Genomic DNA, 24,572 nt, shown 5'->3' on the forward strand with positions numbered 1-24,572 from the left:
CAGCACGCGGACCCGTCCCGATCGGCGAGGCTTTCCGCAGGGCCGGGGCCCCTCCCGACGCCGGGGGCGTCCCCGACGCCGGGGCCCTTCCTAAGCCCGGGGCCCCGACAGGACCAGGCCCGCCGCCCCGAGCAGTGCGCCGGTGTCCGCGGCCTCGCCGAGCACCACGGTGGGGACCTCACCCCCGCCGAGCGCATCGGCGCGCAGCCTGGACTCGACCAGGGCCCTGAACGGCTCGCCGCCGTCGAGCGCCTCGCCGTGCAGGACGAACAGTCCGCACGCGAAGAGCTGCTGGACGGTGGCCAGGCCGAGCACCAGGTTCTCCGCGTACCGCGTGACGAGATCGGCGGCGGCCGGGGCGCCGGACGCCGTCAACGCCGCCAGGGTGGCCGCCTCGGGAGCGAACCCCTGCTCGGCGGCGCGCTCGCGCAGCCAGCGGGTCGTCGCCACGGTCTTCCAGCAGCCGCGCCGTCCGCAGGTGCAGAGCTCGCCGCTCGCGGTGACCGTCATATGCGCGCCGCTGCGGCCACCGGCCGGGGCCAGCACCTCCCCGTCGTACAGGATGCCGACGCCGAGGACCTCACCGGTCGCGACAGAGGCGAACGAGCGCCGGCCGCGTCCCGCGCCGAACCAGCGGTCGCCGAGCACCTGCACCCGCGCCCGGTGCTCGATCCGCACCGGGGCGCCGGCCAGCTCGGTGAGCCGGGCGGCGACGGGGTAGCCGCGCAGCGCCGGGGCGTCGTTCACCTCGATGATCCGGCCCGCCGCCGGGTCCACCACACCGGCCGCGGCCACACCCACGCCGAGCAGGTCCTGCCCCGCGAACACCGCGGCCGCCTCCCGCAGCGCCGCGTCGACGGCGGCCGGATCGGCGCTGCCCGCGTCGAAGCGGGCCTCCGCCCGCCCGCGGACGGCACCGGTGCGGGTGAGCAGCGCGGCACGCACCAGTCCGGGCAGTACCTCGGCGGCGCCCAGCACACCGACGTCCCGACCGGCCGGCTCCTCCGGCTGCGGATCGGGTACCAACCGCAAAGGATTACGTTCATGCGCCATGCGCCGACTCTGTCATGCCCCCGGACCGGGGAGACAGCGGCATGACCCACCGCAACCTGACCGAGGCCACCTGGCGCGAGACGCGGGCAGCGGCGGCCGACGCCATCGCCGTCCTGCCGATCGGTTCGCAGGAGCAGCACGCCGAGCACCTGCCGATGGGCACGGACACGATGCTCGCCGACGCCGTCGTCTCCCGGGCCCTGGCCCTGCTCGACGAACGGGCCGCCGCGGGCGAGGACGTGCCCGGTCTCGTACGCCTGCCGACGCTGCCGTACGGGCACAGCCCGCACCATCTGTTCGCGGCGGCGCTGACCCTGTCCGCGCCGGTCCTCGGCATGGTCCTGGACGAACTCCTCGACTCGCTGGCCGCGTGCGGCTACCGCCGGGTGCTCGTCGTCAACGGGCACGGCGGCAACGACGAGATCATGCGGCTCGCGGTCAAGCGATTCGCGCTGCGGGCCGACGTCACCGCGGCCGCTTGCTCGTACTGGACGCTCACGGACACCGGTGAGGCCGAGGCCGACGCGGACGACCCCGACGTGCGGCACGCGGAGCTGGTGCCCGGGCACGCGGGCTGGTTCGAGACGTCGCTGATGCTGGCCGCTCAGCCGTCGCTGGTCCGTACCGAGCGAGCCCGGCACACGCCGGTCGACCCGCCGGCCCTGTTCGACAGGCCGCCCTACCCCGGTCTGACCGTGGAGCGGCACGGCGAGTGGGAGCGGGTGGGCGGCGCCACCGACGACGCGGGCGAGGCCGACGCCGCGCACGGTGAGCGTCTGCTCGACCGGCGCGCCCGCGGCCTGGCCCGCGCGGTCCTCGCCTTCGACGCCGCGTCGCGCCCTCTCGCATGACCCCCCACCCCTCACACGTAAGGAACCCTTCATGAAGATCACCGAGGTCGACGTCCACGTCGTCAATCTGCCGCTGGTCAACCCGTTCACCAGCTCGTTCGAGACGAAGACCGGAGAGACGCGCACGGTCGTGCGCATCAGGACGGACACGGGCGTGGAGGGCTGGGGCGAGACGATGTGGGGCCGCCCCGTCGCCGCGATCGTCCGCGATCTCGCCGAGGACCTGATCGGCACCAGCCCCTTCGCCCTGGAGTCCTTCCACCGCCGCCACCACATGGTGCCGTTCTTCTACGGCTACCTGGGTTACGCCGCGCTGGCCGCGATCGACGTGGCCTGCTGGGACGCCATGGGCAAGGCCACCGGGCAGTCGGTGACCGACCTGCTGGGCGGACCGGTCCGCGACGAGGTGCCGCTGACCGCGCTGATCACCCGGGCCGACGCACCCGGCGCCGCCGCGGGCGACCTGCCGCGGGCACTGGCCGAGCACACCGAGCGGGTGGTGGCCGAGGGCGGGTTCACGGCCGTGAAGCTCAAGGGCACCAAGGACGTCCAGGGCGATGTCGCGATCCTGCGGGCGGTGCGCACCGCGCTGCCCGAGGTGAACCTGCGCGTCGACCCGAACGCCGCCTGGTCGGTGCCGGACTCGATCCGGGCCGGCATCGCGCTGGAGGAGCTGGACCTGGAGTACCTGGAGGACCCGTGCGTCGGGATCGAGGGAATGAGCCAGGTCCGCCAGAAGGTGCGTATCCCGCTGTGCACCAACATGTGCGTGGTCCGCTTCGAGGACTTCGCGCCCGCGATGCGCCTCAACGCGGTCGACGTGATCCACGGTGACGTCTACAAGTGGGGCGGCATCTCCGCGACGAAGGCGCTCGCCGCGCACTGCGAGACGTTCGGCCTCGGCATGAACCTGCACAGCGGCGGCGAGCTGGGCATCGCGACGGCCGCGCATCTGGCGGTCGTCGCCAGCACCCCGGTCCTGTCGCGTGCCATCGACTCCATGTACTACCTGCACGCGGACGACATCATCGAGCCGCTCACGCTGGAGAACGGCAGCCTGCGGGTGCCGGACGGGCCGGGGCTCGGTGTCACCGTCGACGAGGAGAAGCTCCGTCACTACGCCGGGGTCAACGCACGCGAAGGAGACCTGACCAAGTGACGGACGACAGCCTCCGCAAGGACCGCCGCGCCGTCACCACGGCCGGTGCGCCCGCGCCGATCGGCGGGTACAGCCAGGGCATCGCGGCGGGCCCGTACCTGTTCACCTCCGGGTTCGGCCCGCAGGACCCGGTCACGGGCGCGCTGGGCGACACCATCGAGGAACAGACCCGCCAGGTCCTCGCGAACGTGAGCGCCCTCCTCGCCACGGACGGGCTGACGCTCGACGACGTGGTGAAGGCGACGGTCCATCTCCAGGACGTGCACCGTGACTTCGCGGGCTTCGACCGGGTCTACCGGGAGCACTTCGGCGATCCGCGTCCGGTCCGCACCACGGTGGGCTCGGAACTGATGGGCATCCTGGTGGAGATCGACGTGGTGGCGCTGCGCCGGAATCCCTGATCCGGGTACGCGTCTGCGGGCCGGACCGTCGTCGTACGGTCCGGCCCGCCGCGCCCGTCAGTCCCCGGGGTGGGCCATCGCGTCGATGGCGACCGCCGCCGCCAGGACGGTGGTGGGGTCGGCCCCCGGCCCGACGTCGAGGCCGTAGGTGTCCCGGATGCGGAACCACTTCTTCGACACCTCGGCCACTTTGTAGCCGTCCCGCTCGATCGTGTACTCGTGGTCGAGGATGTTGCCGACCACGCGCAGGTCGTCGCCGTCCTCCTGCTTGATGCGCCACCGGTCGCGCAGCGGTCCGACGACGGCCTTCTTGACGATGGCCACGCGCCGGCCGTCGCCGTCCTCGATCGCCATCGAGTCCTTGATCCGCAGCGGCCGGCTCTGCACCGTCGCGACGCGCCGGCCGTCGCGGTCCTCGATGTGATAGGTCCGGCGCGCCCGCAGGGCCTTGCCGTTGACCTTGTAGCGGTGGTCGCCGGACTCGTCGTCGATCCAGTAATCGGTGCCGATGGAGATCATCTTCTGCCGCATCAGAAAGCGGGTCACGCCCTCGCCGTGGTCGAACGCGCGATTGGCGTGGCGGCGATCCTTGCGCTCCTGGAACATTGCGCATCCTTCCCGCCGTCCGTCGAGGGAATAGGACCGGGCTCCGTGACGGCAGTCCCACCTTTCCTATCCCGCTCGCGGCAGACCCGCACCTTCGGACAGACGTCCCGGACGCCTCAGGCACAGGTGCCCAGGCGGACAGGCACCTCACGCGTACGCCTGAGGCGTCGCCCAAAGGCGCGGGGACACAGTCCCCTCACCCAGCGCATCGCGCGGTGCACCGCCTCGCGCGATTCCTCCGTCCGGTCGAGGGCGTCCAACGTGTGACGGCCGTTCGGTACGTCGTTCACCTCGGTGCGCGCACCGTAGGGCCGCCTCAGCCAAAGCGCCGGCAGCGGGCCGCCGCCCGAGAAGAACCAGAGTGCGATCCGGTCCGCGTCCACCCGTGGGTCGGCCCGGACCAGTTCCACCGCCGCCGCCATGTCCGCGGCGGCGCGTGTGTGGTCGCCCATGCCGCGCAACCCATCCGGTCAGCGCTGCCCGCCTGCCGGCCGCCCGGAGCCCTTCCCCAGTATCACCGTGCCGACGGGCCCCCTCAGCGGCGCTGCGCCTCCGCCCGCTTTCGTCTCTGCCTGCGAGGACGCGGGGCTACTCCGCCTCTTCGCGGGTACTCGCGTTCGGAGGCGCGTCGGCCCCCGGCTCGCCGAAGAGTAAGAGCCCTCCGATGCAGTGGGAGAGGAAATGAGGCTTCGCGACTTTGCTCAGGCGACAGCTTCCCGGTGCTCCACCGAGGTGCTGAGTGGCCGGTACCGTCTTGACGGGCCTCTCGGCTCGGGTGGTGCTGCGGATGTCCACCGGGGTTTCGATCTGCGGTTGAGACGACCGGTCGCGGTCAAGATCTTCCGGCCTGATGCCTGCATCAACAACGAGGACAGCTGGTACGACGAAGCAGTGATCCTGGCCCGGCTGCATCACCCCGGACTTGTCACCGCCTTCGACGCCGGGCAGCACGACGGACGCGACTTCCTGATCATGCAGCTGATCGAAGGCGCCACGCTCAAGGACCGCATCACCGCGGGGCCGCTGCCCCCCGGCGTGTCCGCCGCGCTCGGGGCCGGCCTCGCCCAGGCGCTGGCTCACGCGCACCAAGCGGGAATCGTCCACCGGGACGTCAAACCGTCCAACATTCTCCTGGACGCTGCCAACCGGCCCCATCTGGCCGACTTCGGCATCTCCCGGTTGCTGGACACCACTACCCGCACCACCACCGGCACGCTCATGGGCACCGCCGCCTATCTCTCCCCCGAGCAGGTACTCGGCCAGCCCGTCGGCCGGCCCGCCGATGTCTACGCCCTCGGCCTGGTGCTGCTCGAATGCCTCACGGGCAGGCTCGAGTACGACGGCGGCCCCCTTGAGGCCGCCATCGCACGACTGCACCGTCGCCCCGTCCTGCCTCACGGGGTGCCCGAAGAACTGAGCCGGGTGCTACGGGAGATGACGGCCCTGGACGAGCAGAACCGCCCGACAGCCCGCGACTGCGCCCGCATTCTGGCGACGTTGGCCGACACGGTTCCCGTGGCGGCCGGCTCGTCGGGGCCCACCACGCCCCTCGTGCCCAGCCGGGAGGCGCCGGGGGCGACAGACCACACGCACCTGAATCCGGCGCTCGTCAGGGAGCAGGGCACCGCTCGAAGTGCGCCCGCGCGTGGACGCACCCTCATAGCCGGCACGACTGTCGCACTCGCCGCTGTCGTGGCAACCGCATTCGCCGTCACCGGCAGCTCCGCTCCTCAGGACACCGACCGGAACACGACCAGGGCCTCCGGCGCCCCCGCCGGAACACCGGAGGCCTCCGGCACCGCAGGACAGCGGAAGGCGGTCGCGCCGTCTCCGGCGACGCGGCCCTCCGATCACGGCGCCACTGTGGCGACACACCTCGAAGACGCCCCGGGGCTCAGCGTCCGCTCCGCTTCCCCCAGTCCGGTCGGCGAACCTGCTGACACCCCGGATGCACACAGCCCGACACCCACTGCGGCACCCACCCCAAGCACGGCACCCACGACATCCAAGACTCCGACTGCACCGACTGCACCGATTACGCCGAGCAACGGAAGCACATCCGCACCAGCGACACCGGACGCCACCGCGACCGAGACCCCCCACCAACCGCCCGGCCAGGCAAAGAAGACAGAAGCAGCCGAGGACAGGGCTCCGTAGAACAGGGCCAACCAGCCGGCGCGGTGACGCTCTCCATGGCCGCGTAGCGTTGAACGCCGCACGGTGAGGAGAGGGCCTTCTAGGCGCTACCGTGCGAGGACGGCGCTCACCGTCTTTCCGCCGGCCGGCCGCTGGGTCACGGCTGTGGTGTGGGCAAGGCGGTTGACCATGGGCCAGCCGAAGCCTCCCGTGCCGCCGCTCAGGTCGGGGGTGCGCATGCGGGGCTCCCACGGGCTGGTGTCGTCGACGGCCACCTCGATGGTGTCGGGGTGGGCGGTCAGGCGGAGCGTGAAGCTTCCACCGCCGTGGCGCAGCGCGTTGGTGGCGAGCTCGGACACCACCAGGGCGACGGTGTCGCCCGCTTCGGGGGCGAGACCTGGCTGCCCGAGAGCTTCCAGGAACACCCGCGTGGCATCACGTGCGTCGGCGACCGCGGTCGTGGACCGGTCGGCTGTGGCGTTGACGCTCATCGTGTCCATCAGGTCACTCGTCTCTGGATCGTCAACGCCCGGTCTGCCCTCTGCGGCACCTTCTGCCCGGCCCGGGACTCCGCAACCCTGCTTCTGTGCGTTCGACGGTGACTACCTCACGGTCGAACACCCGAAAATCTCTTTCGGCCGGAGTAGACATCGAGGGGTGGGCGTGACTAAGGTTTCTCTCGTAGCCGAGATCGAGAACGGCCCGGCAGGGATGAACTGCCGGGCAGAAGTACCCGCAAGTGCAGTGCGGTGCGGTGGTGGAGTTTCGAAGCCAGAGCAGTTGCAGGGCGGCGACGGGACTGACGACCGGACCGGGGGGCCCGCAGTGATCAGGGGCCGCCAGGAGCAGTACCAGCAGCGCGGTTTGGAGTAGTTCCCCGGTAAAGGCGTCTGACTGCGGGCGCGCGTGCCGGGAGGTTCGGCAGTGGGGTTCCAAGCCGGAGCAGACGCAGGACGGGCGACGGGGCTGGCTGCCGGAGTGGCGCTGTTGAAGGCCACCAGCGATACGCAGTTCATCCAGAGGGAAAGAACGGAGGAGCAAGGCGCCATCAGGATCGCCCGGGCGGAATGACAGAGCCCGGGTACCGCAGGACATCGATAGTGAGGTGGTCTCCGGTCAAGCAACCGCGATCCCCGCACCCCCGACAGCATCAAGGTCGGGTCTGCGGAAACAGAAGGCCGACGCAGGATCAGGGTCGGCAGATGGTGTAGCAGTTCCTTCGGGGCCCGGGTGCCACATGGCACCCGGGCCCCTCCAGCGTGTTCCACAGAGAGGTGAGATGACAGCGGACGACTCGTTCGGACGTCTCGATGACGACGACTACCCCGCCTACACCATGGGCCGGGCCGCCGAAATGCTCAACACCACCCAGGGCTTCCTCCGCGCGATCGGCGAAGCCCGCCTCATCACCCCGCTGCGCTCCGCGGGCGGCCACCGCCGCTACTCCCGCTACCAACTGCGCATCGCCGCCCGCGCCCGGGAACTCGTCGACCAGGGCACCCCCATCGAGGCCGCCTGCCGCATCGTCATCCTCGAGGACCAGCTCGAAGAAGCCCAGCGCATCAACGCCCAGTACCGGGCTCACGCCCCGAACCACAGCCAGTAGCACGCAGGCCCCACCGCATCCCGGTGCCCGGGTGGGACCGTTCGGGTGGGACTGAGACCAGGGCCTGTTGCGGAAGTACTGGAGGACGGCCCCGAGGCCCCGGGAGCGCTGGGGTCCGGCCCGCCGGCCATCCAGGGCCACGTGGCCGGCCCTGGGTCCTGGCGGCTCGAGCTTGCGGGCGTCCGTGGGCGTCACCCGGCATCGCACGGTGCGGCGTTCCCGCGTCGCGGTGGCCGGTGCCGCGCGGATGGCGCCCTCGCCGGCCGCCCGGCCCTTCTCGTTCGAGGTCGGCCCGTCAGGGTCCCCCACACCGGCGTGTCCGTCGCCGGCCGCCAGCTATCTGCCGGCCGGCCCACCGATGAGCTTTCTGCCCTGCGGGGGGTCCTATCGGCAGTAACGCACACCACGGCAGTACGGCCCCTACGTGAACCGGAGAGATGAATATGTCAACAGCTCGAGAGCAGTCGGCCGCAGCCGAGGCCGTGTCGTCTCCGCCGACGGCACCGAGATCGCATTCGGGGTGTAGTCGCGATAGGCGCCGGGCTCGGCTCGTCTCACCCACTACGCGACCGATCCGCGGCCATCGCGCCTGCCCGGCATCTTCGCGTCGGCCCTGCGCGGCTGACCCGGCAAAGACCCCGCTGGACATCGTCTACAAGATCACCAGGACCGGTGCGTCCTCGGGCCCGTCGAAGCGGTATTGCGGGGTCTCGCTGTTCCTGTCACGGACACCTCGGCGGGCCGCGCGGCGACACGCTGCCGGTGGCGAGCCGGCCGCCAGCTCGCCACCAGGGCCGCGGCCAGCAGCAACTCGGCGATGTCCCCGCCGTAGTACATGATCTCCGCACCGCCTCGGACCTGGGGAATCGGAGCGTGCACGTCGATGAGGAATCCGCCGTACATCAACTGGGAGATCGTGGCGTGCGCGGCCACCGCCACGCCCAGGACCACCAGGCGGGCCGGCACCCCGGGCCGGGCAGGCGCGGGGTCGGGGCCGGCGATCACCCAGGCGAACAAGCACCCCGACAGCAGGAAATGAGCGTGCATGAGCCCGTGCGGGGCCGGTTGCTCCATGGTCGCGTCGAACAGCGGCGTGAAGTACAGCACCGCCAGCGTGCCCGTGCTCAGCATCAGAGCCGTGACCGGGTGGGCGACCACGCGCAACGGCCGGCTGTGCAGCAGGCCGGTCACACGGCGGGCCTGTGCGGCGGGCAGCGTCCGCAGCAGCAGGGTGACCGGGGCGCCCAGCACCAGGCCAAGGGGCGCGTACATGCCGATGAGCATGTGCTGGAGCATGTGACCTCGGAAGTCCGCGTGCGCGAACGGTGCCACGGGCGGCAACAGCGCCCCCGCCAGAACCGCGCATCCGCTCAGGAAACTCACCGTCCGCCACCGCCCCCACCCCAGCGCGGGGTTACGCACACCGGCCCGGCGCGTGAGCAGAAGGTAGACGACCGCAAGCAGCACGACCGCCGCAACGGGCAGCAGGGCCTCCCACCCGGCGCCCCCCGCACCTCCACCGTGCGTGTGGTGCGTGTCGCCGCCCATCAGATCTGCCGCCCGACCCGCTCGGTGATGTCAGGAGCCTCGGGGTCATAAGGCCGCCCGCCGCGCTGCAGCAGGTAGCCGCCGATCAGGAGGATGACGCCCAGGAGCAGGAAGCCCATGTCCCACCAGATCCGGTACGAACCGCCGTGGACGTGGTGGATGCCGAGGATCTGATGGTCCAGAAGGCCTTCGACGATGTTGAACAGGCCCCAGCCCGCCAGAATCCATCCCCACAGCACGCGGGAAGTCCACACACGCCGCCGGTTGTGCGTCACGCGCGCGTACAGGATGCCCAGCCCCAGCAGCACCGCCACCCAGCAGATCGCGTGGAAGACGCCGTCCCACACGGTGTTCATCTCCAGGCCGGAGACCGTGTTCGGTGAGTAGTACTTCACTCCGATCCGGTCGTCGTTCGTGCTCGTCAGCATGTGATGCCACTGAAGGAGCTGGTGCAGCAGGATCCCGTCGACGAAGCCGCCCAGCCCCACCCCCAGCACCGTCCCCGGCAGCTGAAGGCTCCTGGGCCCCTCCTCCGTGCGCGTCTCACCTCTACTGATGGCCACCGTCCGCCCTCTCCGCCGACGCACAAAGAACCCGAGCCCCGAACAGCACGCTTTCCCGACCTCGCGCCGCCCGTAACGGAGGGGCTGTTCATCCAGCCCTGCGGTACCCACAGGCTGGGCAACTGGCTCATGGGTGAGCCAGGCCGTGAACCGGTGGACCTTCCCGGTCGCAGCACAATCGTGTTGACCGCCCCCGGCAGGCAGTGCTTGAGTCGGCGCGTGGACAGCATTCCTGCCAACCGGCGGTTCTGGAACCAGATCAGCAGCGCCTACCAGCACAAGCACGACCCGCAGATCGGCGCGACGCCCCGACTGTGGGGCACGTACGCCATCCCCGACGCGCGCCTGCACGCCCTGGGCGACGTCACCGGCAAGCGCGTCCTCGAACTCGGCTGCGGCGCCGGCCAGTGGTCCAGGGCGCTCGCCGCTGAGGGCGCCACCGTGGTCGGGCTCGACCTGTCCGAGGCCCAGCTCGCCGCGGCGGATCGCGCGATGGGAGCGGCCCGCTACCCGCTGGTGCAAGGCGCCGCCGAACACCTCCCGTTCGCCGCCGACACCTTCGACCTGGTGTTCTGCGACTACGGCGGGCTCAGCTGGGCGCCCCCGCACCTGGCCGTCCCCCAGGCCGCACGCATCCTGCGCCGCGGTGGGCGCCTGGTGTTCAACGTCGCCAGCCCATGGTTCGAAGCCTGCTACGACGAAGCCGCCGGCCGTGCCACCACGACGCTGCACCAGGATTACTTCGGGCTGGACACCATCGCCGAAGACCAGGGTGCGGTCAGCTACCAGCTCACCTACGGCGACTGGATCAGGGTCCTGCGCGGCGCGGGCCTCGTCGTCGACGACCTCATCGAGCCGCGGCCCGAACCCGGAACAGCCAACGGCTACAACCAGACCGACCCACCTGACTGGGCACACCGCTGGCCGGCAGAAATGCTCTGGGTCACCCACAAACCGTAAGCACAGCCGCACCGAGACGTACCCGCTCGCTCCTTCGCAGGTCCTTCCGACTGTGCCGTTCGCGGGCTACTGGGCGTCGCGCCGTCGGCGCGCCCGCTCGAACTCGGCGACATCCGACATCCAGGGGCCGTGCCGTTCAAGTGCGACGCAGCCGCCGCGGACGAAGGCGCTCACCAGGTTTCGGTACCCGCCGATCCCGTCCACCAGGCTGTACTCGACCCGGTACTCCGGCTCCGCCCCGCCTTCGCCCTCGTTCACCGTCGTCACGCGAGCGAGGGAGTCCGCGTAGAAGTGGAGCTGGATACCCTCGCCCCTCTCCTCGTCCTCGATGGTGAACACCTCGTTGTCCGCGGCAGAGTGCTCGCCGACGAACTCCCAGAACTCCGCGGTGGCCGTCCGGGGACTGCCCGGGAACCACTTCTTCTCGTGGCCCTTGTCGTCCGTGTACGTCAGAGTCGGCTTCCTCCCCCTCCCGCCGGAGGTGGCGCGGTCGCCGTCAGTCCCACCGTCGTCATTCATGGGCGTGTTCCTGGAGCGGTCGGCAGCTTCCGAGCACATCAGGAAGCTCACCGTACGCACCGCGTCCTCGGCGAGCGCAGGGTGTGCACGGCGCACGGCCGCGTCCACCGTCGTCGCCATGCGGTCCCAGTCGCGTTTGTCCGTGGCGCGTTTTCCCCGTCTCGGGTCGCGGCTGATCCGCGTTCCGGCGCACGCCTGCTCCGCAGTGGCGATCACGCGCATGACCTCGGGCAGCAACGCGGGGTCGACCGCCTCGGGCATCCGCCTCGGAGTCGTCGCGCCGTGCAGGTACTGGCCCGTGTACTTCAGAACGGCGGCGTCGAGTGGGCCGAGGACTACTCCACGTTCGGCGCGACGGTGCTCCGCGTGGTACTCCTGGGCCCGTTTCCCGTTGGACGTCTCTGTCGCCGCCCGCATCGCCGCGCAGACCTGACCGCGCTGGAGCAGATCGATGTCAGCCCCATGGGCGATGAGCCGACCCCTGTCCCACCGGATGCGCCCGAAGAGCGCGTCGACGTCCGCGGGCGCGGAGAGGAGGATCGGGTCCAGGAGCGCGACGGCGGCGTTCTCGTCGAGCCGGCCCCGGGTTCCTGCGGCGTCGCACAGCGGAAGGACCGCGCTCCACAGCAGCAGATGTCTGGCCAAGTCCATCCGAATCACCGCAAGATGGGCTTCGCCGATCGGGAAGGTGAACGTACGAGGCTCGTGGTTGGCGTCGGCCCCGGCACCGAGCATCAGCTTCAGTTCACCGTCCTCGCTGGCCACCTTCGGGATCCAGCCGCTCTCGCGGGTGAAAACGATGTCTCTCATGGCCTCAGTCTTCCCTGTCCGACGAGATGGCCTGTCCGACGAGATGGGCGACTTCCGCGACGACTCGGGGTCGTGGGCGCCGAAAGCCGGTTGAGATGGGGTCCGCGGTGAGGAAGGGTCTGGTGTCATGGAGTACTTCTGCTACCACCGAGACCGGCTGGGCTCCCTCGCGTTGCGCGAGGAGCTGACGGAGGAGCACTGGTCCTACATGGACCGGTACGCCGAGGAGCTGATCGCTCGCGGCCCGACCTTCGCCGATGACGGGGAAACGCCGACGGGAAGCGTGCATATCGTCGATCTGCCCGGCCCGGCCGCTGCCCGTACGTTCGCCTTCGACGAGCCCAACTACCAGGCCGGTGCGTACCGGGACGTGCTGCTGCGCCGGTGGCGCAACGTGCTGGGGCGCACCATGTGGGATTTTCCCGGTGACCGGAACAGTGGCAACCGGTACCTGGTGCTCGGCCTCGGCGAGGGCCCGGCCGCCGACCTCGCTCTGCCGCCCGACCGGGACGAGCTGATCGCGTACGGGCCGCTGCTGTCCGACGACGGCGTCACCTGGCTGGGTACGGCGGTGCTGCTCAGGGCCCCGGACCCGGGGACGGCACGCGCCGTCCTGACTCAGGACCGGTATGCGGATATCGAGGTCCACGACTGGGAGTTCGGCGGGCGTCGATGAACGACACAGGCACCGGGCCGATGCGATCTACGCAGCGCGTTGACCTGGGACAGGAGGGGTGACGGTGACGATGCGGGCGGTCCCACTGGTGGGCGGGCCGGTGGAGTTGCGGGGCGCGCTGGACCTGGAGACCACGTCGGCGGGGGTGATGCCGCGCCGGTTGCCCGCGTGGACCAAGGAGCAGTACCAGGACCCGTCGGTCTACGGGGCGACCTTGATGCCGTCGGGGGTGCGGCTGGTGTTCCGCACCGATGCGTGCGCATTGGAGTTCGAGGTACTCACCTCCACCGGCCGGCTCGACACCGACCTCCACCCCCGCCCGACCGGAATGCTGGAGTTGTTGGTGGACGGCGCACTGGCCGGGCGTCAGCAGGCGCCTGTGGGCAACGTGCTCCGGATGGCGAGCCCCGGGGCCCGACAGCGACTCGTCCCGGGCAAGCCCGGGACCGTACGGTTCGCCGGACTGCCGGCCGGCATGAAGAACGTCGAGCTGTGGCTTCCCCAGCAGACCCCTACGGAACTGGTGGCCCTGCGCGCCGACGGCGAGGTGCTGGCGCCGCTGCCGGACGGGCGGCGCCGCTGGGCGCACCACGGCAGTTCCATCAGCCACTGCATCGATGCCGACGGCCCGACCGGGACCTGGCCGGTGGTGGCAGCCGCGCTCGGAGGGGTGGAGGTGATCAACCTCAGCCAGGCGGGCAACGCGCTGCTTGATCCCTACGTCGCCCGCACGATCCGCGACATGCCCGCCGATCTGATCAGCCTCAAGGTGGGCATCAACATCGTGAGCCTGTCCGCCTTCCGGCTGCGGACGTTCGGGCCGGCGGTACACGGATTCCTGGACACGATCCGGGACGGCCACCCGGACACCCCGCTGCTGTTGATCTCCCCGGTGAGCTGTCCAGCCCTTGAGCAAGTGCCCGGCCCGGCCGCGATCGGACCGGACGGGAGGCTCGCTGCCCTGGGCGACCCGGGCGATGTGGCCGGCGGCGCATTGTCGCTGACGGTGGTCCGTGCCGAGCTGGCCCGGATCGCTGCGGCACGACGTGCGTCCGATCCACACCTCCACTACCTCGACGGACGAGAGCTGCTCGGCCCGGACGGGGCAGACGACCTGACCGACGGCCTTCACCCCAACGCCGCCGCGTACCGCCGCATGGGCAGGCGCTTCGCTGCCCACGCCTTCGCGCAGGACGGCCCCTTCCGCTGAGCTTGCTCCTTGAACTGCGGGATCCCGAACGCGGTTCGCCTGACCCCGCTCGGACCTCCGGCCGGTCTCGTCGGCGCGATCAGCGCCTTCGTACCGAGGCCCGTGCCCCGGCCACGGGGCACGGGCCTCGACCGGTCCGCGACGGCCGCCTACTGACGCGGTGCCGGTGCGGTGGATCCCCTCGGAGTGAGTGACGGAGTCGGGACCTGGAGGGCTCCGGTGTGCGCGCCTTCGATCAGGGAGAACAGGGTTCGGGCGACCTCCGCACCGAAGTGGTGCACGTCGTGACTCATCGCTGACAGGGTGGGATGGGTTATCCGGCACAGTTGGGAGTCGTCCCATGCGAGCAGGGAAAGGTCGTCCGGGACCACGAAACCCATCTCTGCCGCGACGCCGGCGCCGGCGACCGCCATGATGTCGTTGTCGTAGATGATGGCGGTGGGGCGCTCCGGCGCCAGAAGGAGTGCGCGGGTCGCACGCGCCCCTTCCCTCTCGTCGAATCCGGTCGCTGTCTGGCGCCCTTCCTCCAGTCCGAGCTCACGCACCGTCGCGGCGAAGGCCGCGGTCCGGATGGCGCTGTGCCCGAACCCGGCCGGGCCACCGACCCGTGCGAGGCGCCGGTGGCCGAGCGCGGCCAGATAGCGGACGGCCTCGGCCGTCGCCGTGGCATCGTCGGTCCACACCGCGGGGAAGGCTCCGGTGAGTGACGGGTGCCCGACGGCCACCGCGGGCAGGCCGACGGCCTGGAGCGCGGGAACCCGCGGGTCGTTCTCCTGGAAGTCGACCAGGACGGCGCCCGCGATCGTCCGGCTCCGCCACCAGGTCCTGTAGAGGTCGATCTCTTCGTCGACATCGCGCACCAGGCGCAGAAGCAGTGAACACGACCGTTCGGCCAGCACGCTCTCGATGCCGGAGATGAAGTCCATGTAGAACGGTTCCAGGCCCAGCAGCCGGGCCGGGCGGCACAGGGCGAGGCCGATGATGTCGACTCGCCGGCTGGAGAGGCTGCGGGCGGTCCGGTTCGGTGCCCAGCTCAGTTCCCGGGCGGCTTCGAAGATGCGTTCGCGGGTGACCTCCGAAACGCCCCGCTTGTTGTTGAACGCCAGGGAGACGGCCCCCTTGGAGACTCCGGCCCGGGCTGCGACGTCCTTGATGGTGATGCGTGCCGTACCGTTCACTTCGTATCCGCGCAGAACAAGGCGGCGCGTACGTCATCCGCGGCGACATCGCCGCAGCCGGCGACCCGGATCCGGACCTGCTCGCCGGGCAGCAACGTGGTGAGACCGCGGTCGGCGGTGGCGTCGGGGCTCAACCGGTCCGCCTGCAGCAGAAGGTCCCTGACGAGGGTGTGCGCGTCAACGACGACGTCGACGTCACCGTCGCTGCCGGAAACAGGTTCCACCTCGACGGCGAACGCGGGCCGCACATAGGCGAACTCCTTGTCGGGCACGGGGAAGTACGTGGCCCGCAGGCCGTCCGCGTCGGCTGCGAGGAACTCCTTGGCGGTGCGTTCGTCAGGCACCAGTTCGGGGAGGACCGGCAGCCGCGCGACGGAGCGCGCGGCCACGGTCACCTCGTGTGTGCTGTGGCTGACCGTCGCACCGTCGGCCACCAGGCGGCGCAGTGTCACCGCGGTACGCCATTCCGTGGCGGCCTGGTTGACGGCGGCGAGGACGAGGCCCTCGTCGCTGGGCTGCAGGGTCAGGAGCCGGTCCGCGTAGACGCGGCGCAGTTCGTGATGGAGCGGCTTCAGGCGGCCGTCCCCGTCGACCGCGGCCCAGGAGCTCACCGGCCAGCAGTCGTTGAGCTGCCAGACGACGGTCCCGGCACATGCCGGCCAGTGGGAGCGCCAGTGTTCGATCCCGGCGGCGACGGCACGGGCCTGGACGACCTGGGTCAGGTAGTGCCACCGGTCGAAGTCGCCCTCGGGCGGGGTGAAGTGGCGGGCGAGGCCTCGGTCGAGCTTGCCGTTGCCGTCCTCCGCCTTCTGGTGGTGCAGCATGCCTGGGGAGGCCGGGGCCAGGTCCTCCCCGGGAAGCGCGCGTCGGAGTGTGGCCATCGTCGGCGGGGCCTGCCAGCCGAACTCGGCGACGAACCGGGGGACGTTCGCACGGTACTCGGCGTAGTCCTGGCGGTTCCACACCTCCCAGGAGTGGTAGGTGCCGTGATCGGGGTCGTTGGGGTGGTGGTCCCACGAGCCGGACCACGGGCTCCCCGCGGTGTAGTGCCGGGTGGGGTCGAGTTCGGCGACCACCCGGGGCAGCAGGCCGAGGTAGTAGCCCTCGCCCCACGAGTCCCCGGCGAGTCCGGGCTCCCAGTCCCAGTCGCGGAATCCCCAGAGGTTCTCGTTGTTGCCGTTCCACAGGACCAGGCTGGCGTGAGGCATGAGCCGGACAACGTTGTCGCGCGCCTCGGCTTCGACCTCGCCCCGCAGGGGCTGCTCCTCCGGATAGGCCGCACAGGCGAAGAGGAAGTCCTGCCAGACCATCAGCCCCAGTTCGTCACAGGCGTCGTAGAACGCTTCGTCCTCGTAGATGCCGCCGCCCCAGACGCGCACCAGGTCGACGTTGGCGTCCACGGCCTGGCCGAGCCGGGTGCGGTAGCGCTCCGGCGTGACGCGCGACGGGAACACGTCGTCGGGGATCCAGTTGACGCCGCGGGCGAACACCCGCTCGCCGTTGACGACGAGGGTGAAGCCCGAGCCCCGCGCGTCGGCGGTGCGGTCCAGCTCAAGGGTGCGGAAACCGATGCGCCGGTGCCAGGTGTCCAGCGCGCCCTCCTCGTCGAGGAGGGTGACGTCGAGGTCGTGGAGGGGCTGGTCCCCGTAGCCGCGCGGCCACCAGAGCCGGGGCCGGTCGACGGTCAGACGCAGCACGGCTTCGTCGCCCTCGACGCGGGCTTCCGCCCTTTCGCCTGCCACCGCGGCGCGCGCCAGGAGGCTCGTGCTCGCCCCTCCGGCCGTGCGCTCGACCCGCAGTCTGATCTCGACGCTGCCCGTGGCTCCGTCGACGGTGACGAGCGGACGGACGGACGCGAGGCGTGCCGTGGACCAGTGTTCCAGCCGTACGGGGCGCCAGATGCCGGCAGTGACGAGGGTCGGTCCCCAGTCCCAGCCGAAGCTGCTGGCCATCTTCCGGATGTACTGGAACGGCTCGGGATACACGTTGGGCCGGTCTCCGGTAACGGCGCGTACCGCCTCGGCCTCCGCGTAGGCGGAGGCGAAGTTCACCTCCAGCCGGCCGGTCAGGCCCGTGACGTCGAATCGGTAGGTGCGGTGCATGTTCCGCGTCGTCCCGACCTCCCGGCCGTCGAGAGCGATCCGGGCAGCGGTGTCCAGGCCCTCGAAGACGAGGTCGGTGCGCTCGTGCCGGCTGTCGTGGGAAACGTCGGTGGCATAGGTCCACGAGCGCCGGCCGACCCAGGCGACCTCGGTCTCGTTGAGCTCGAGGAAGGGGTCCGGGATGACTCCGGCGGCAAGCAGGTCGGTGTGGACGCAGCCGGGGACCTGGGCCGGGAGCCGGTCCTGGCCGTGGCGCAGGGTCCAGCCTTCGGTGAGCGGGGTGACGTCCTTCATGTGCGGCTCCAATCGCCCGGTACGCGCTGGCAGATGTATGACGCCGCACAACTTAGCCTCCCAATCGATCACTGTCCATAAACCGGTCTAGCTACAGTTCCGTAACACGCCAGCCATCGGAGAAGCCTTCAACCTGCATCAACGCGACGACTGGTAACGATTGGGCATCGTCATGGAAATCAGAGCTTTACCGGTTCACACGCTGGCTGTCATAGTGCCAACATCCCACCGCAGACCTGAGCCGCCATCTGAAGGAGTTGGGCACATGGGGAAGACCAAGACGCTCGCAGGTGCACTTTTGGCCATCGCGACGCTGACCGTGACGGGATGCAGCGGCGCAGGGGCGCCTTCGACCGACATGGCCGAAGCACCCACCGACCCGGGCAAGGCAACCGGCACCATCACGGTCCTGACCCAGCGGACGGACCTGGTCCAGAACGGGGCGATGGATGCCTACGCCGCGGAGTTCAACAAGATCTACCCCAAGGTCAAGGTGAAGTTCGAAGGCCTGACCGACTACGAGGGCGAAGTCAAGATCCGGATGAACACGGAGGACTACGGCGACGTCCTCATGATCCCGGCCGCGGTCTCCAAGAACGACTACCCCAAGTTCTTCTCCCCGCTGGGTTCGTCGATCGAGATGTCGGACAAGTACCGCTTCAGCGACAAGACATCCGTGGGAAGCAAGGTCTACGGCATTGCCCAGTTCGGCACCGCCAACGGCTTCGTCTACAACAAGGCGCTGTGGAAGAAGGCCGGCATCACCGCCTGGCCGAACTCGCCCGAGGAGTTCCTCGCCGGGCTGAAGGCGATCAAGTCGAAGACCGGCGCGACCCCGTACTACACGAACTTCAAGGACGGCTGGCCGCTGGTCCAGTGGAGCGCCAACATCGGCTCGGTCACGTGCAGCGAAGAGGCCAACAACAAGCTCGCCGGTCCGGTCTCGCCGTGGAAGCCGGACAGCGAGCTCGGGGTGATCGACACCCTGCTGTACGACATCGTCAAGGACGGGCTCTCCGAGAAGGACCCCAGCACCACCAACTGGGAAGCCTCGAAGAGCATGCTCGCCAAGGGCGAGATCGGCTCGATGATGGTCGGCTCGTGGTCGATCACGCAGATGAAGGACGCAGCCGAGAAGGCGGGGAAGAACCCGGACGACATCAGCTTCATGCCCGTCCCCGTCCAGCGGGAGAACGGACAGTGCGCCACTCTGGTGTCGGACTACCAGCAGGCCGTCAACGCTCACTCCGAGCACAAGGAAGCGGCCCGGGCCTGGATCGACTGGTTCACCGAGAAGTCCGGCTACTCCGCCAAGGAGGGAGCCGTCCCCACTCTCAAGTCGGCTCCCATGCCCGCCACCCTGAAGGACTTCGTTGACAACGATGTCACCTTCGTGGAGCGCTCGGAGAGCAAGACGGGCACGGTGAACGACATCGACAACGCCGCCGAGATCGGGCTCAACAAGCCCGACTACCGCCAGAAGCTGATCGACATCGCCCGCGGAGCCCAGAAGGGCAGCCTCGAAGACTACTTCACCGACCTCGACAAGAGGTGGGACGAGGCAGCGAAGACCACCGGTTCCTGAACCGGTGAGGGGGCCCCGGCCGCACGACACCGGCCGGGGCCCCGCCCTCCCGCGCACACGGGATGACGAAGCGGACGACGAAAGGCCCGACATGACCGAGACGACCGAGGTCGCGCGCGTGAGGACGCACCGTGCGGCGCCCTCACGTCGCAGCACCACGACGAGCGGCAACAGCCGCCTTCAGGGGCGCGGAGCGTGGGGGCGGTTGCTCCGCCGCGCGACCCCTTGGCTGTTCCTGGCAGCGCCACTGGTCCTGCTGATCACGTTCACCTACGTACCCGTGGGCAACATGATCTATTACAGCTTCACGGACTGGGACGGGATCAGCCCGGACCGGAACTTCACCGGCGCGGACAACTACGTCCAGATCTTCACCCGGCCCGAGCTCTTCCGGGTGTTTTTCGTGAGCTTCTACTACCTGGCAGCGTCCGCGGCGCAGATCGCCATCGCCCTCTACTTCGCCACGGTGCTCAGTTTCGATCTGCGGTTCCGCAACCTGTTCAAGGGCCTGCTCTTCTTCCCCTACCTCATCAACGGCGTGGCCATCGGATTCGTCTTCCTGTACTTCTTCCAGGACGGCGGGACCCTGGACTCGGTGCTGTCCTGGTTCGGGTCGGGGTCCGACCACGCCTGGCTGGGCGACCCCGCGTCGGCCAACACCTCGCTCGCCGGCGTATCGGTGTGGCGCTTCACGGGCCTGAACTTCGTCCTCTTCCTCGGCGCCATTCAGTCGATCCCCGGCGAGCTCTACGAGGCCGCCCAGCTCGACGGTGCGACCCGGTGGCAGCAGTTCCGGCACATCATCGCGCCCAGCATCCGACCCGTGCTGAGCCTGAGCATCATCCTGGCGATCTCCGGATCGCTCGCCGTCTTCGAGATTCCCTGGATCATGACCGGCGGTGCGACCGGCACCTCGACGTTCGTCATTCAGACGGTGAAGCTCGCCTTCCAGTTCAACAAGACCGGGCTGGCCTCGGCCGCCGCGGTGGTGCTGCTGCTGATCATCCTGCTGATCACCTGGATCCAGCGCCGTCTCGTGCCCGACGAAAAGGTGGACCTCGTATGACCACGGCCCCGCAGACCACGGCCCGGCAGACCGGCGCCCCCACCCGCCCCGTGCCGGACCCGCGACGCGTTCGTCTCCGCGGCCGCTTCGGCCCGACGCTGATCTACCTGTCGCTCGTCATCGCCTCGCTGGTGGTGCTTCTCCCGCTCAGCGTCGTCCTCCTCACGTCTTTGAAGACGTCCGAGGAAGCCTCGGACGGCGGCGCGCTCTCACTGCCGGGCAACTGGCTGAACTTCAGCAACTACGCGACCGCGTTCTCCGACGGCCACATGCTCACGGCTTTCGGCAACACCGCGTTCATCCTGCTGTTCTCCATCACCGGCACCGTGATCATCGGGTCGATGACGGCCTACGCCATCGACCGTTTCCACTTCCGGGCCAAGAAGCTCGTCATGGGCCTCTTCCTGATCGCCACCCTCGTGCCCGGGGTCACCACGCAGGTCGCCACCTTCCAGGTGGTCAACAGCTTCGGACTGTTCGACACCCGATGGGCCCCGATCCTGCTCTACATGGGCACGGACATCGTCTCCATCTACATCTTCCTGCAGTTCATCCGTGGCATTCCGGTGTCCCTCGACGAAGCCGCTCGGCTGGACGGGGCGAACTCGTTCACGATCTACCGCAAGATCATCTTCCCGCTGCTCAAGCCGGCGATCGCGACCGTGGTGATCATCAAGGGGATCACCGTCTACAACGACTTCTACATCCCCTTCCTCTACATGCCCTCCCAGGAACTCGGCACGGTATCCACCGCCCTGTTCCGGTTCAAGGGACCGTTCGGAGCCCACTGGGAGAACATCTCGGCGGGGGCGGTTCTCGTCATCATCCCCACCCTGGTCATCTTCCTGTTCCTGCAGCGATACATCTACAACGGCTTCGCCCAAGGCGCTACGAAGTAGAGGGCGGCGGCCACCCCGCCGCGTGCCCGCACCTGACGTCGGACGTCGGCCGGCCACTCCGAGGCCGACGCGGCCGAGCCGATGACCAGGGGTGGGATGCGTGCGTGAGGCCGTCCCCCTGCCCTGCGCACGGGAGGGCAGGAGGGCGGAAGGGCAGGAAGGAAAGCCCCACGCACGCGTTCTGTCAGCTGTCCGCGCCGCTGCCCCGGACGACGCAGGAGCGACTGCTCTCCCAGCCCCACCCGTCACCGTCAGGATCGGACGAACTGCCGTTGACGCAGTACGGGTACCCGTTCGGGGCGGTGCCGCCGCCGGTTCCGCTGCCGCTGTCCGCGCCGCTGCCCCGGACGACGCAGGAGCGACTGCTCTCCCAGCCCCACCCGTCACCGTCAGGATCGGACGAACTGCCGTTGACGCAGTACGGATATCCGTTGGGGGCGGTGCCGCCGGTCCCGCCGCCGCCCGGCTCCTCCCCGCCGCCGTAGACGGTGGCGGTCTCGGAGGTGGCAGCGATGCCGTTGGCGCCGTTGAAGAGGCGGTTGCCCCAGGTCGTCAGGGAGTTCGCGTCGAAGCCGTTGACCAGGTCGAGGTACTCGACGCCGCCGCCGTTGCCGCTCCAGGACCAGCCGATGTAGCCCACGCCCAGCGACTGCGCGGTCGCCATGATGGCGTCCTCGTCCGGGTTGCCGTCGCTGTGCTGGTTCCCGAACTCACCCACGACGACGGGCAGTTTGTTGTCGACGAAGTGGTGCAGGTAGTCCCGCACCTCGGCGGCGGTGTCGTAGACGCCGTACATGTGGATCGAGAAGACGGTGTTGCGGTCGGGGTCGGACGCGAAGACCGAGGCGGCGTTGTCCCTCATGGTCCCGGACCAGTCCTGGCCCCAGTTGGGGGCGTCCACCATCAGGGCCTGGTCGATGCCGGCGTTCCGCAGTTTGCTGATCGCGCTCTTCGTGGCGCCTGTCCAGGCCGCGGCGTCCGTGTTGCCGAACGGTTCGTTGCCGATGTTGACGACGACGTAGTCCTCCTGCCCCTCCAGCGCGCTCTTCACGCCGATCCAGTAGTCGGCTGCCTTGTCCAGCGTGGTGGCGGCGCCGTCCTCGCCGTAGCCGGTGGTGTCATGCACCTCCAGCACACAGATGACCTTGCCGGCCTTGCACTGGCCGATGAGGGCGGAGACCTCAGAAGCGCTCGTCTTCGTCCACCGGTCGCCGCTGCCGAGGACGACGCGGACGGTGTTGGCGCCCTTGGCCGCTATGTCGGCGATGGAGGTCGTCTGCTCGGGGTACCAGGCGTAGGCGTGGTTGACCCCCCGCATGACGAACTCGTTCCCGTTCGCCTCGACCACGCGGCCGTCACTGACACGGATGCCTGTGGGTGCGGCCTCGGCCTCACCCGCGACAGGACCGGCAATCGAGCCGAACAGGCCCAAGGCAGCGGCCAACGCCATGCCCGCCGTCGTGATCAGGGTGCTTCTCGGCTTTCGCATTTTCTCTCCTCGGTTGCGCATGGGGGTACGGGTACCGAGCGGGACGAGGCCAATGGACGGGCGACCCCTCCGTGACAACGATGTCCGCACACGCCACGGGCCCTTGCGGGCACGCTTGATGAGCGCCGCACGCACCTCGGCGGGAGTGTCACCGAGGGTGGGCTTCGCAGACATCGTGGTGGGGGGGGCAGCACCGGCCAACTGACGTCGACCAGCTGCGACTTCGGCCGAATGTGGCTCGAACGGGCCGTCGCCACACCATGAGGCACCGGGTGCGACGACGCTGTCAATAGCGAGTTCACGATCCGCCCACCGATCGGACGGAACCTTCAAAAACTAAACCGCTAAACCGCCTGGCCGGCACTATCACTCAGAATGAAGTGGTGATCAGCCAGCAAAAACATGGTCGGTGCGAGTGATTGACAGTCACACGACACGCATTTACGTTCCTAGTCGGTAAACCGGTACAGGACGGATATCGCCGCGTCGCCGGGGTCGATTGGCAGAACCCCCGCCGACTTGCGTACCAGCCGTTCACCACCCTGCGGACGGCCGGGCCCGTCCTGCGACGACCGGGTACAGTGCGCGCCGGCAGTCTGGTTCCTTGAGGAGGGGAAGCGTGACCGAAACCGGCGAAGCCCGATCCGCGGACAGTGCGGCACAGGCGACACAGCAGGGTCGACTGCGCCGCCTGATGCGCTACATCCCTCTGATCGCCCCTGTTCTGCTGTGGGCTGTGCCCTGCTGGGTGCTCCTGCACGCGGGCCAGCACTGGCCGCTCCCCGTGGCGCTGGGCGGAACCGCCCTGTTCGTCGTCGGTCTGATCACCATGCCGCTCGCGATGGCGCGCGGCCACGGCCGACGGCAGCAGGACCGCGCGGCAATCGTGGGAGACACCCTCCTCGGGGCGAGCTGGGTCCTGTTCACCTGGTCCGTCCTGCTCGGCGTCCTGCTCCGCCTCGCCCTGACCGTGGCCGGTGCGGGCGACGGGCAGACCCGGGCCCGGATCGTCAGCTGGGCGGCCCTCGGCGTAGCCGCCGTGCTGCTCGCCTGGGGGTACGCCGAGGCGCGCCGGGTACCACGGGTGCGCCGGATCGACGTACAACTCCCGCGTCTGGGAGCGGGGTTGGACGGCACCCGCGTCGTGCTCATCACCGACACCCACTACGGACCGCTCGACCGCGCCGGCTGGTCGGCGCGGGTCTGCGTGAAGGTCAACGCCCTGGAGGCCGACCTGGTCTGCCACACGGGCGACATCGCGGACGGCACGGCCGAACGCCGCCGCGCCCAGGCCGCTCCGCTCGGCACCGTACGAGCCGCCCGGGCGCGGGTCTACGTCACCGGAAACCACGAGTACTACAGCGAGGCCCAGGGCTGGGTCGACCTGATGGACGAACTGGGCTGGGAGCCGCTGCGCAACCGTCATCTGCTGCTCGAACGCGGCGGCGACACCCTCGTGGTCGCCGGCGTGGACGACGTCACCGCCGAGTCCTCCGGCCTGGCCGGACACCGCGCCCACCTCGAGGGTGCCCTGAGCGGCGCCGACCCCGACCTGCCCGTCCTGCTCCTGGCCCATCAGCCCAAGTTCGTCGACCGCGCCGCCGCGGGAGGCGTCGATCTCCAGCTCTCGGGCCACACCCACGGCGGCCAGATCTGGCCCTTCCACCATCTCGTCCGCATCGACCAGCCCGCCCTCGCCGGACTCAGCCGCCACGGCGCCCGCACACTCCTCTACACCAGCCGCGGCACCGGCTTCTGGGGCCCGCCGTTCCGCGTCTTCGCGCCGAGCGAGATCACCCTGCTCGTTCTCCGCTCCCCGCTGGGGCCGCCCGCCCAGGCCGTCTGAGCGAAGTCCTGGTGC

The 24,572-nt window shown here is 69.8% G+C and carries 21 protein-coding genes and 1 pseudogene; 12 read left to right on the top strand and 10 right to left on the bottom strand.

All coding sequences use genetic code 11. The annotated features are described in order from the left end of the window. Nucleotides 1-90: 90 nt before the first annotated feature. Nucleotides 91-1,053, bottom strand: a complete 963-nt coding sequence (locus ACFYPA_RS04765) for an ROK family protein (RefSeq protein WP_359318983.1) — start codon at nucleotides 1,051-1,053, stop codon at nucleotides 91-93. Nucleotides 1,054-1,094: 41 nt separating this feature from the next. Here ACFYPA_RS04765 and ACFYPA_RS04770 point away from each other — a divergent pair, with 41 nt between their 5' ends. Genes ACFYPA_RS04770 through ACFYPA_RS04780 form a run of 3 tightly spaced genes read left to right on the top strand, consistent with a single transcriptional unit; the run spans nucleotide 1,095 to nucleotide 3,464 of the window. Next, nucleotides 1,095-1,904 (top strand): creatininase family protein, encoded by an 810-nt coding sequence (locus ACFYPA_RS04770; protein ID WP_359318985.1) that lies wholly within the window; start codon nucleotides 1,095-1,097, stop codon nucleotides 1,902-1,904. A gap of 31 nt (nucleotides 1,905-1,935) precedes the next feature. Beyond that, nucleotides 1,936-3,063, top strand: a complete 1,128-nt coding sequence (locus ACFYPA_RS04775; RefSeq protein ID WP_359083941.1) for an enolase C-terminal domain-like protein — start codon at nucleotides 1,936-1,938, stop codon at nucleotides 3,061-3,063. Continuing rightward, nucleotides 3,060-3,464, top strand: coding sequence for a Rid family hydrolase (locus ACFYPA_RS04780; protein WP_359083940.1), 405 nt, complete (start codon nucleotides 3,060-3,062; stop codon nucleotides 3,462-3,464). Before ACFYPA_RS04775 ends, ACFYPA_RS04780 begins: the two co-directional genes overlap by 4 nt. A gap of 57 nt (nucleotides 3,465-3,521) precedes the next feature. Here the strand turns inward: ACFYPA_RS04780 and ACFYPA_RS04785 are convergent, their stop codons facing one another. Together ACFYPA_RS04785 and ACFYPA_RS04790 are read right to left on the bottom strand one after the other, a co-directional pair. Further along, entirely contained in the window at nucleotides 3,522-4,070 is a 549-nt protein-coding gene (locus ACFYPA_RS04785) for an LURP-one-related family protein (RefSeq protein WP_359083938.1), read from the bottom strand. Nucleotides 4,071-4,186: 116 nt separating this feature from the next. Then, a pseudogene (locus tag ACFYPA_RS04790) lies at nucleotides 4,187-4,531 on the bottom strand (hypothetical protein); the annotation flags it as partial. 220 nt (nucleotides 4,532-4,751) lie between these two features. Between ACFYPA_RS04790 and ACFYPA_RS04795 the strand changes: the two are divergent. Continuing rightward, a complete protein-coding gene (locus tag ACFYPA_RS04795; RefSeq protein ID WP_389129500.1) occupies nucleotides 4,752-6,227 on the top strand; it encodes a serine/threonine protein kinase in 1,476 nt (491 codons plus the stop codon). 86 nt (nucleotides 6,228-6,313) lie between these two features. On the opposite strand, the gene ACFYPA_RS04800 is transcribed toward ACFYPA_RS04795, so the two are convergent. Next, nucleotides 6,314-6,706: an ATP-binding protein gene (locus ACFYPA_RS04800; protein ID WP_359083935.1), complete on the bottom strand. Its 393-nt coding sequence runs from the start codon at nucleotides 6,704-6,706 to the stop codon at nucleotides 6,314-6,316. Nucleotides 6,707-7,485: 779 nt separating this feature from the next. Between ACFYPA_RS04800 and ACFYPA_RS04805 the strand changes: the two genes are divergently transcribed. After that, nucleotides 7,486-7,812 (top strand): MerR family transcriptional regulator, encoded by a 327-nt coding sequence (locus ACFYPA_RS04805; RefSeq protein ID WP_359083933.1) that lies wholly within the window; start codon nucleotides 7,486-7,488, stop codon nucleotides 7,810-7,812. 660 nt (nucleotides 7,813-8,472) lie between these two features. Here the strand turns inward: ACFYPA_RS04805 and ACFYPA_RS04810 are convergent. Continuing rightward, nucleotides 8,473-9,360: a cytochrome c oxidase assembly protein gene (locus ACFYPA_RS04810; protein WP_389129502.1), complete on the bottom strand. Its 888-nt coding sequence runs from the start codon at nucleotides 9,358-9,360 to the stop codon at nucleotides 8,473-8,475. Next, nucleotides 9,360-9,923: a DUF2243 domain-containing protein gene (locus tag ACFYPA_RS04815; protein WP_389129505.1), complete on the bottom strand. Its 564-nt coding sequence runs from the start codon at nucleotides 9,921-9,923 to the stop codon at nucleotides 9,360-9,362. Before ACFYPA_RS04815 ends, ACFYPA_RS04810 begins: the two co-directional genes overlap by 1 nt. 219 nt (nucleotides 9,924-10,142) lie before the next feature. Here ACFYPA_RS04815 and ACFYPA_RS04820 point away from each other — a divergent pair, with 219 nt between their 5' ends. Further along, entirely contained in the window at nucleotides 10,143-10,883 is a 741-nt protein-coding gene (locus ACFYPA_RS04820) for a class I SAM-dependent methyltransferase (RefSeq protein WP_359083894.1), read from the top strand. Nucleotides 10,884-10,949: 66 nt separating this feature from the next. Here the strand turns inward: ACFYPA_RS04820 and ACFYPA_RS04825 are convergent, their stop codons facing one another. After that, nucleotides 10,950-12,212 (bottom strand): DUF6357 family protein, encoded by a 1,263-nt coding sequence (locus tag ACFYPA_RS04825; protein WP_389129509.1) that lies wholly within the window; start codon nucleotides 12,210-12,212, stop codon nucleotides 10,950-10,952. Between the two features lie 127 nt (nucleotides 12,213-12,339). Here ACFYPA_RS04825 and ACFYPA_RS04830 point away from each other — a divergent pair, with 127 nt between their 5' ends. After that, nucleotides 12,340-12,888 carry a YciI family protein gene (locus ACFYPA_RS04830; RefSeq protein WP_359354254.1) on the top strand — a complete coding sequence of 183 codons (549 nt, stop codon included), beginning with the start codon at nucleotides 12,340-12,342 and terminating at the stop codon, nucleotides 12,886-12,888. A gap of 70 nt (nucleotides 12,889-12,958) precedes the next feature. Next, nucleotides 12,959-14,098 carry a GDSL-type esterase/lipase family protein gene (locus ACFYPA_RS04835; RefSeq protein WP_389130382.1) on the top strand — a complete coding sequence of 380 codons (1,140 nt, stop codon included), beginning with the start codon at nucleotides 12,959-12,961 and terminating at the stop codon, nucleotides 14,096-14,098. Between the two features lie 149 nt (nucleotides 14,099-14,247). Here the strand turns inward: ACFYPA_RS04835 and ACFYPA_RS04840 are convergent, their stop codons facing one another. Both ACFYPA_RS04840 and ACFYPA_RS04845 read right to left on the bottom strand, forming a co-directional pair. Continuing rightward, the gene (locus ACFYPA_RS04840) at nucleotides 14,248-15,276 is read right to left on the bottom strand and encodes a LacI family DNA-binding transcriptional regulator (protein WP_389129512.1); all 1,029 of its coding nucleotides are present in this window, start codon (nucleotides 15,274-15,276) and stop codon (nucleotides 14,248-14,250) included. Next, nucleotides 15,273-17,672 (bottom strand): glycoside hydrolase family 2 protein, encoded by a 2,400-nt coding sequence (locus ACFYPA_RS04845; RefSeq protein ID WP_389129514.1) that lies wholly within the window; start codon nucleotides 17,670-17,672, stop codon nucleotides 15,273-15,275. The genes ACFYPA_RS04840 and ACFYPA_RS04845 overlap by 4 nt, the downstream gene beginning before the upstream one ends. A 265-nt stretch (nucleotides 17,673-17,937) precedes the next feature. Here ACFYPA_RS04845 and ACFYPA_RS04850 point away from each other — a divergent pair, with 265 nt between their 5' ends. The 3 genes from ACFYPA_RS04850 to ACFYPA_RS04860 all read left to right on the top strand — a co-directional run bounded on the left by ACFYPA_RS04850 (nucleotide 17,938) and on the right by ACFYPA_RS04860 (nucleotide 21,222). Then, on the top strand, nucleotides 17,938-19,257 hold the full coding sequence (locus ACFYPA_RS04850) for an ABC transporter substrate-binding protein (RefSeq protein ID WP_359319044.1): 1,320 nt from the start codon (nucleotides 17,938-17,940) through the stop codon (nucleotides 19,255-19,257). 91 nt (nucleotides 19,258-19,348) lie between these two features. Continuing rightward, the gene (locus ACFYPA_RS04855; protein WP_389129517.1) at nucleotides 19,349-20,323 is read left to right on the top strand and encodes a carbohydrate ABC transporter permease; all 975 of its coding nucleotides are present in this window, start codon (nucleotides 19,349-19,351) and stop codon (nucleotides 20,321-20,323) included. Beyond that, nucleotides 20,320-21,222: a carbohydrate ABC transporter permease gene (locus ACFYPA_RS04860; RefSeq protein ID WP_359083880.1), complete on the top strand. Its 903-nt coding sequence runs from the start codon at nucleotides 20,320-20,322 to the stop codon at nucleotides 21,220-21,222. Before ACFYPA_RS04855 ends, ACFYPA_RS04860 begins: the two co-directional genes overlap by 4 nt. Nucleotides 21,223-21,406: 184 nt before the next feature. Here ACFYPA_RS04860 and ACFYPA_RS04865 read toward each other — a convergent pair whose 3' ends face one another. After that, entirely contained in the window at nucleotides 21,407-22,711 is a 1,305-nt protein-coding gene (locus ACFYPA_RS04865) for a cellulase family glycosylhydrolase (RefSeq protein ID WP_389129520.1), read from the bottom strand. A gap of 694 nt (nucleotides 22,712-23,405) precedes the next feature. On the opposite strand from ACFYPA_RS04865, the gene ACFYPA_RS04870 reads away from it, so the two are divergent. Continuing rightward, the gene (locus tag ACFYPA_RS04870) at nucleotides 23,406-24,557 is read left to right on the top strand and encodes a metallophosphoesterase (RefSeq protein WP_389130385.1); all 1,152 of its coding nucleotides are present in this window, start codon (nucleotides 23,406-23,408) and stop codon (nucleotides 24,555-24,557) included. Nucleotides 24,558-24,572: the final 15 nt, after the last annotated feature.

The sequence above is a fragment of the Streptomyces sp. NPDC005775 genome, from assembly GCF_042871565.1.
GTDB lineage: Bacteria > Actinomycetota > Actinomycetes > Streptomycetales > Streptomycetaceae > Streptomyces.

Bases quoted from the DNA above. Each gene is read 5' to 3' on its own strand.
- ACFYPA_RS04765 (WP_359318983.1), bottom strand. From the start codon at position 1,053: ATGGCGCATGAACGTAATCCTTTGCGGTTGGTACCCGATCCGCAGCCG.
- ACFYPA_RS04770 (WP_359318985.1), top strand. From the start codon at position 1,095: ATGACCCACCGCAACCTGACCGAGGCCACCTGGCGCGAGACGCGGGCA.
- ACFYPA_RS04775 (WP_359083941.1), top strand. From the start codon at position 1,936: ATGAAGATCACCGAGGTCGACGTCCACGTCGTCAATCTGCCGCTGGTC.
- ACFYPA_RS04785 (WP_359083938.1), bottom strand. From the start codon at position 4,070: ATGTTCCAGGAGCGCAAGGATCGCCGCCACGCCAATCGCGCGTTCGAC.
- ACFYPA_RS04795 (WP_389129500.1), top strand. From the start codon at position 4,752: ATGAGGCTTCGCGACTTTGCTCAGGCGACAGCTTCCCGGTGCTCCACC.
- ACFYPA_RS04800 (WP_359083935.1), bottom strand. From the start codon at position 6,706: ATGGACACGATGAGCGTCAACGCCACAGCCGACCGGTCCACGACCGCG.
- ACFYPA_RS04805 (WP_359083933.1), top strand. From the start codon at position 7,486: ATGACAGCGGACGACTCGTTCGGACGTCTCGATGACGACGACTACCCC.
- ACFYPA_RS04810 (WP_389129502.1), bottom strand. From the start codon at position 9,360: ATGGGCGGCGACACGCACCACACGCACGGTGGAGGTGCGGGGGGCGCC.
- ACFYPA_RS04825 (WP_389129509.1), bottom strand. From the start codon at position 12,212: ATGAGAGACATCGTTTTCACCCGCGAGAGCGGCTGGATCCCGAAGGTG.
- ACFYPA_RS04830 (WP_359354254.1), top strand. From the start codon at position 12,340: ATGGAGTACTTCTGCTACCACCGAGACCGGCTGGGCTCCCTCGCGTTG.
- ACFYPA_RS04835 (WP_389130382.1), top strand. From the start codon at position 12,959: ATGCGGGCGGTCCCACTGGTGGGCGGGCCGGTGGAGTTGCGGGGCGCG.
- ACFYPA_RS04845 (WP_389129514.1), bottom strand. From the start codon at position 17,672: ATGAAGGACGTCACCCCGCTCACCGAAGGCTGGACCCTGCGCCACGGC.
- ACFYPA_RS04850 (WP_359319044.1), top strand. From the start codon at position 17,938: ATGGGGAAGACCAAGACGCTCGCAGGTGCACTTTTGGCCATCGCGACG.
- ACFYPA_RS04855 (WP_389129517.1), top strand. From the start codon at position 19,349: ATGACCGAGACGACCGAGGTCGCGCGCGTGAGGACGCACCGTGCGGCG.
- ACFYPA_RS04860 (WP_359083880.1), top strand. From the start codon at position 20,320: ATGACCACGGCCCCGCAGACCACGGCCCGGCAGACCGGCGCCCCCACC.
- ACFYPA_RS04865 (WP_389129520.1), bottom strand. From the start codon at position 22,711: ATGCGAAAGCCGAGAAGCACCCTGATCACGACGGCGGGCATGGCGTTG.
- ACFYPA_RS04870 (WP_389130385.1), top strand. From the start codon at position 23,406: ATGCGCTACATCCCTCTGATCGCCCCTGTTCTGCTGTGGGCTGTGCCC.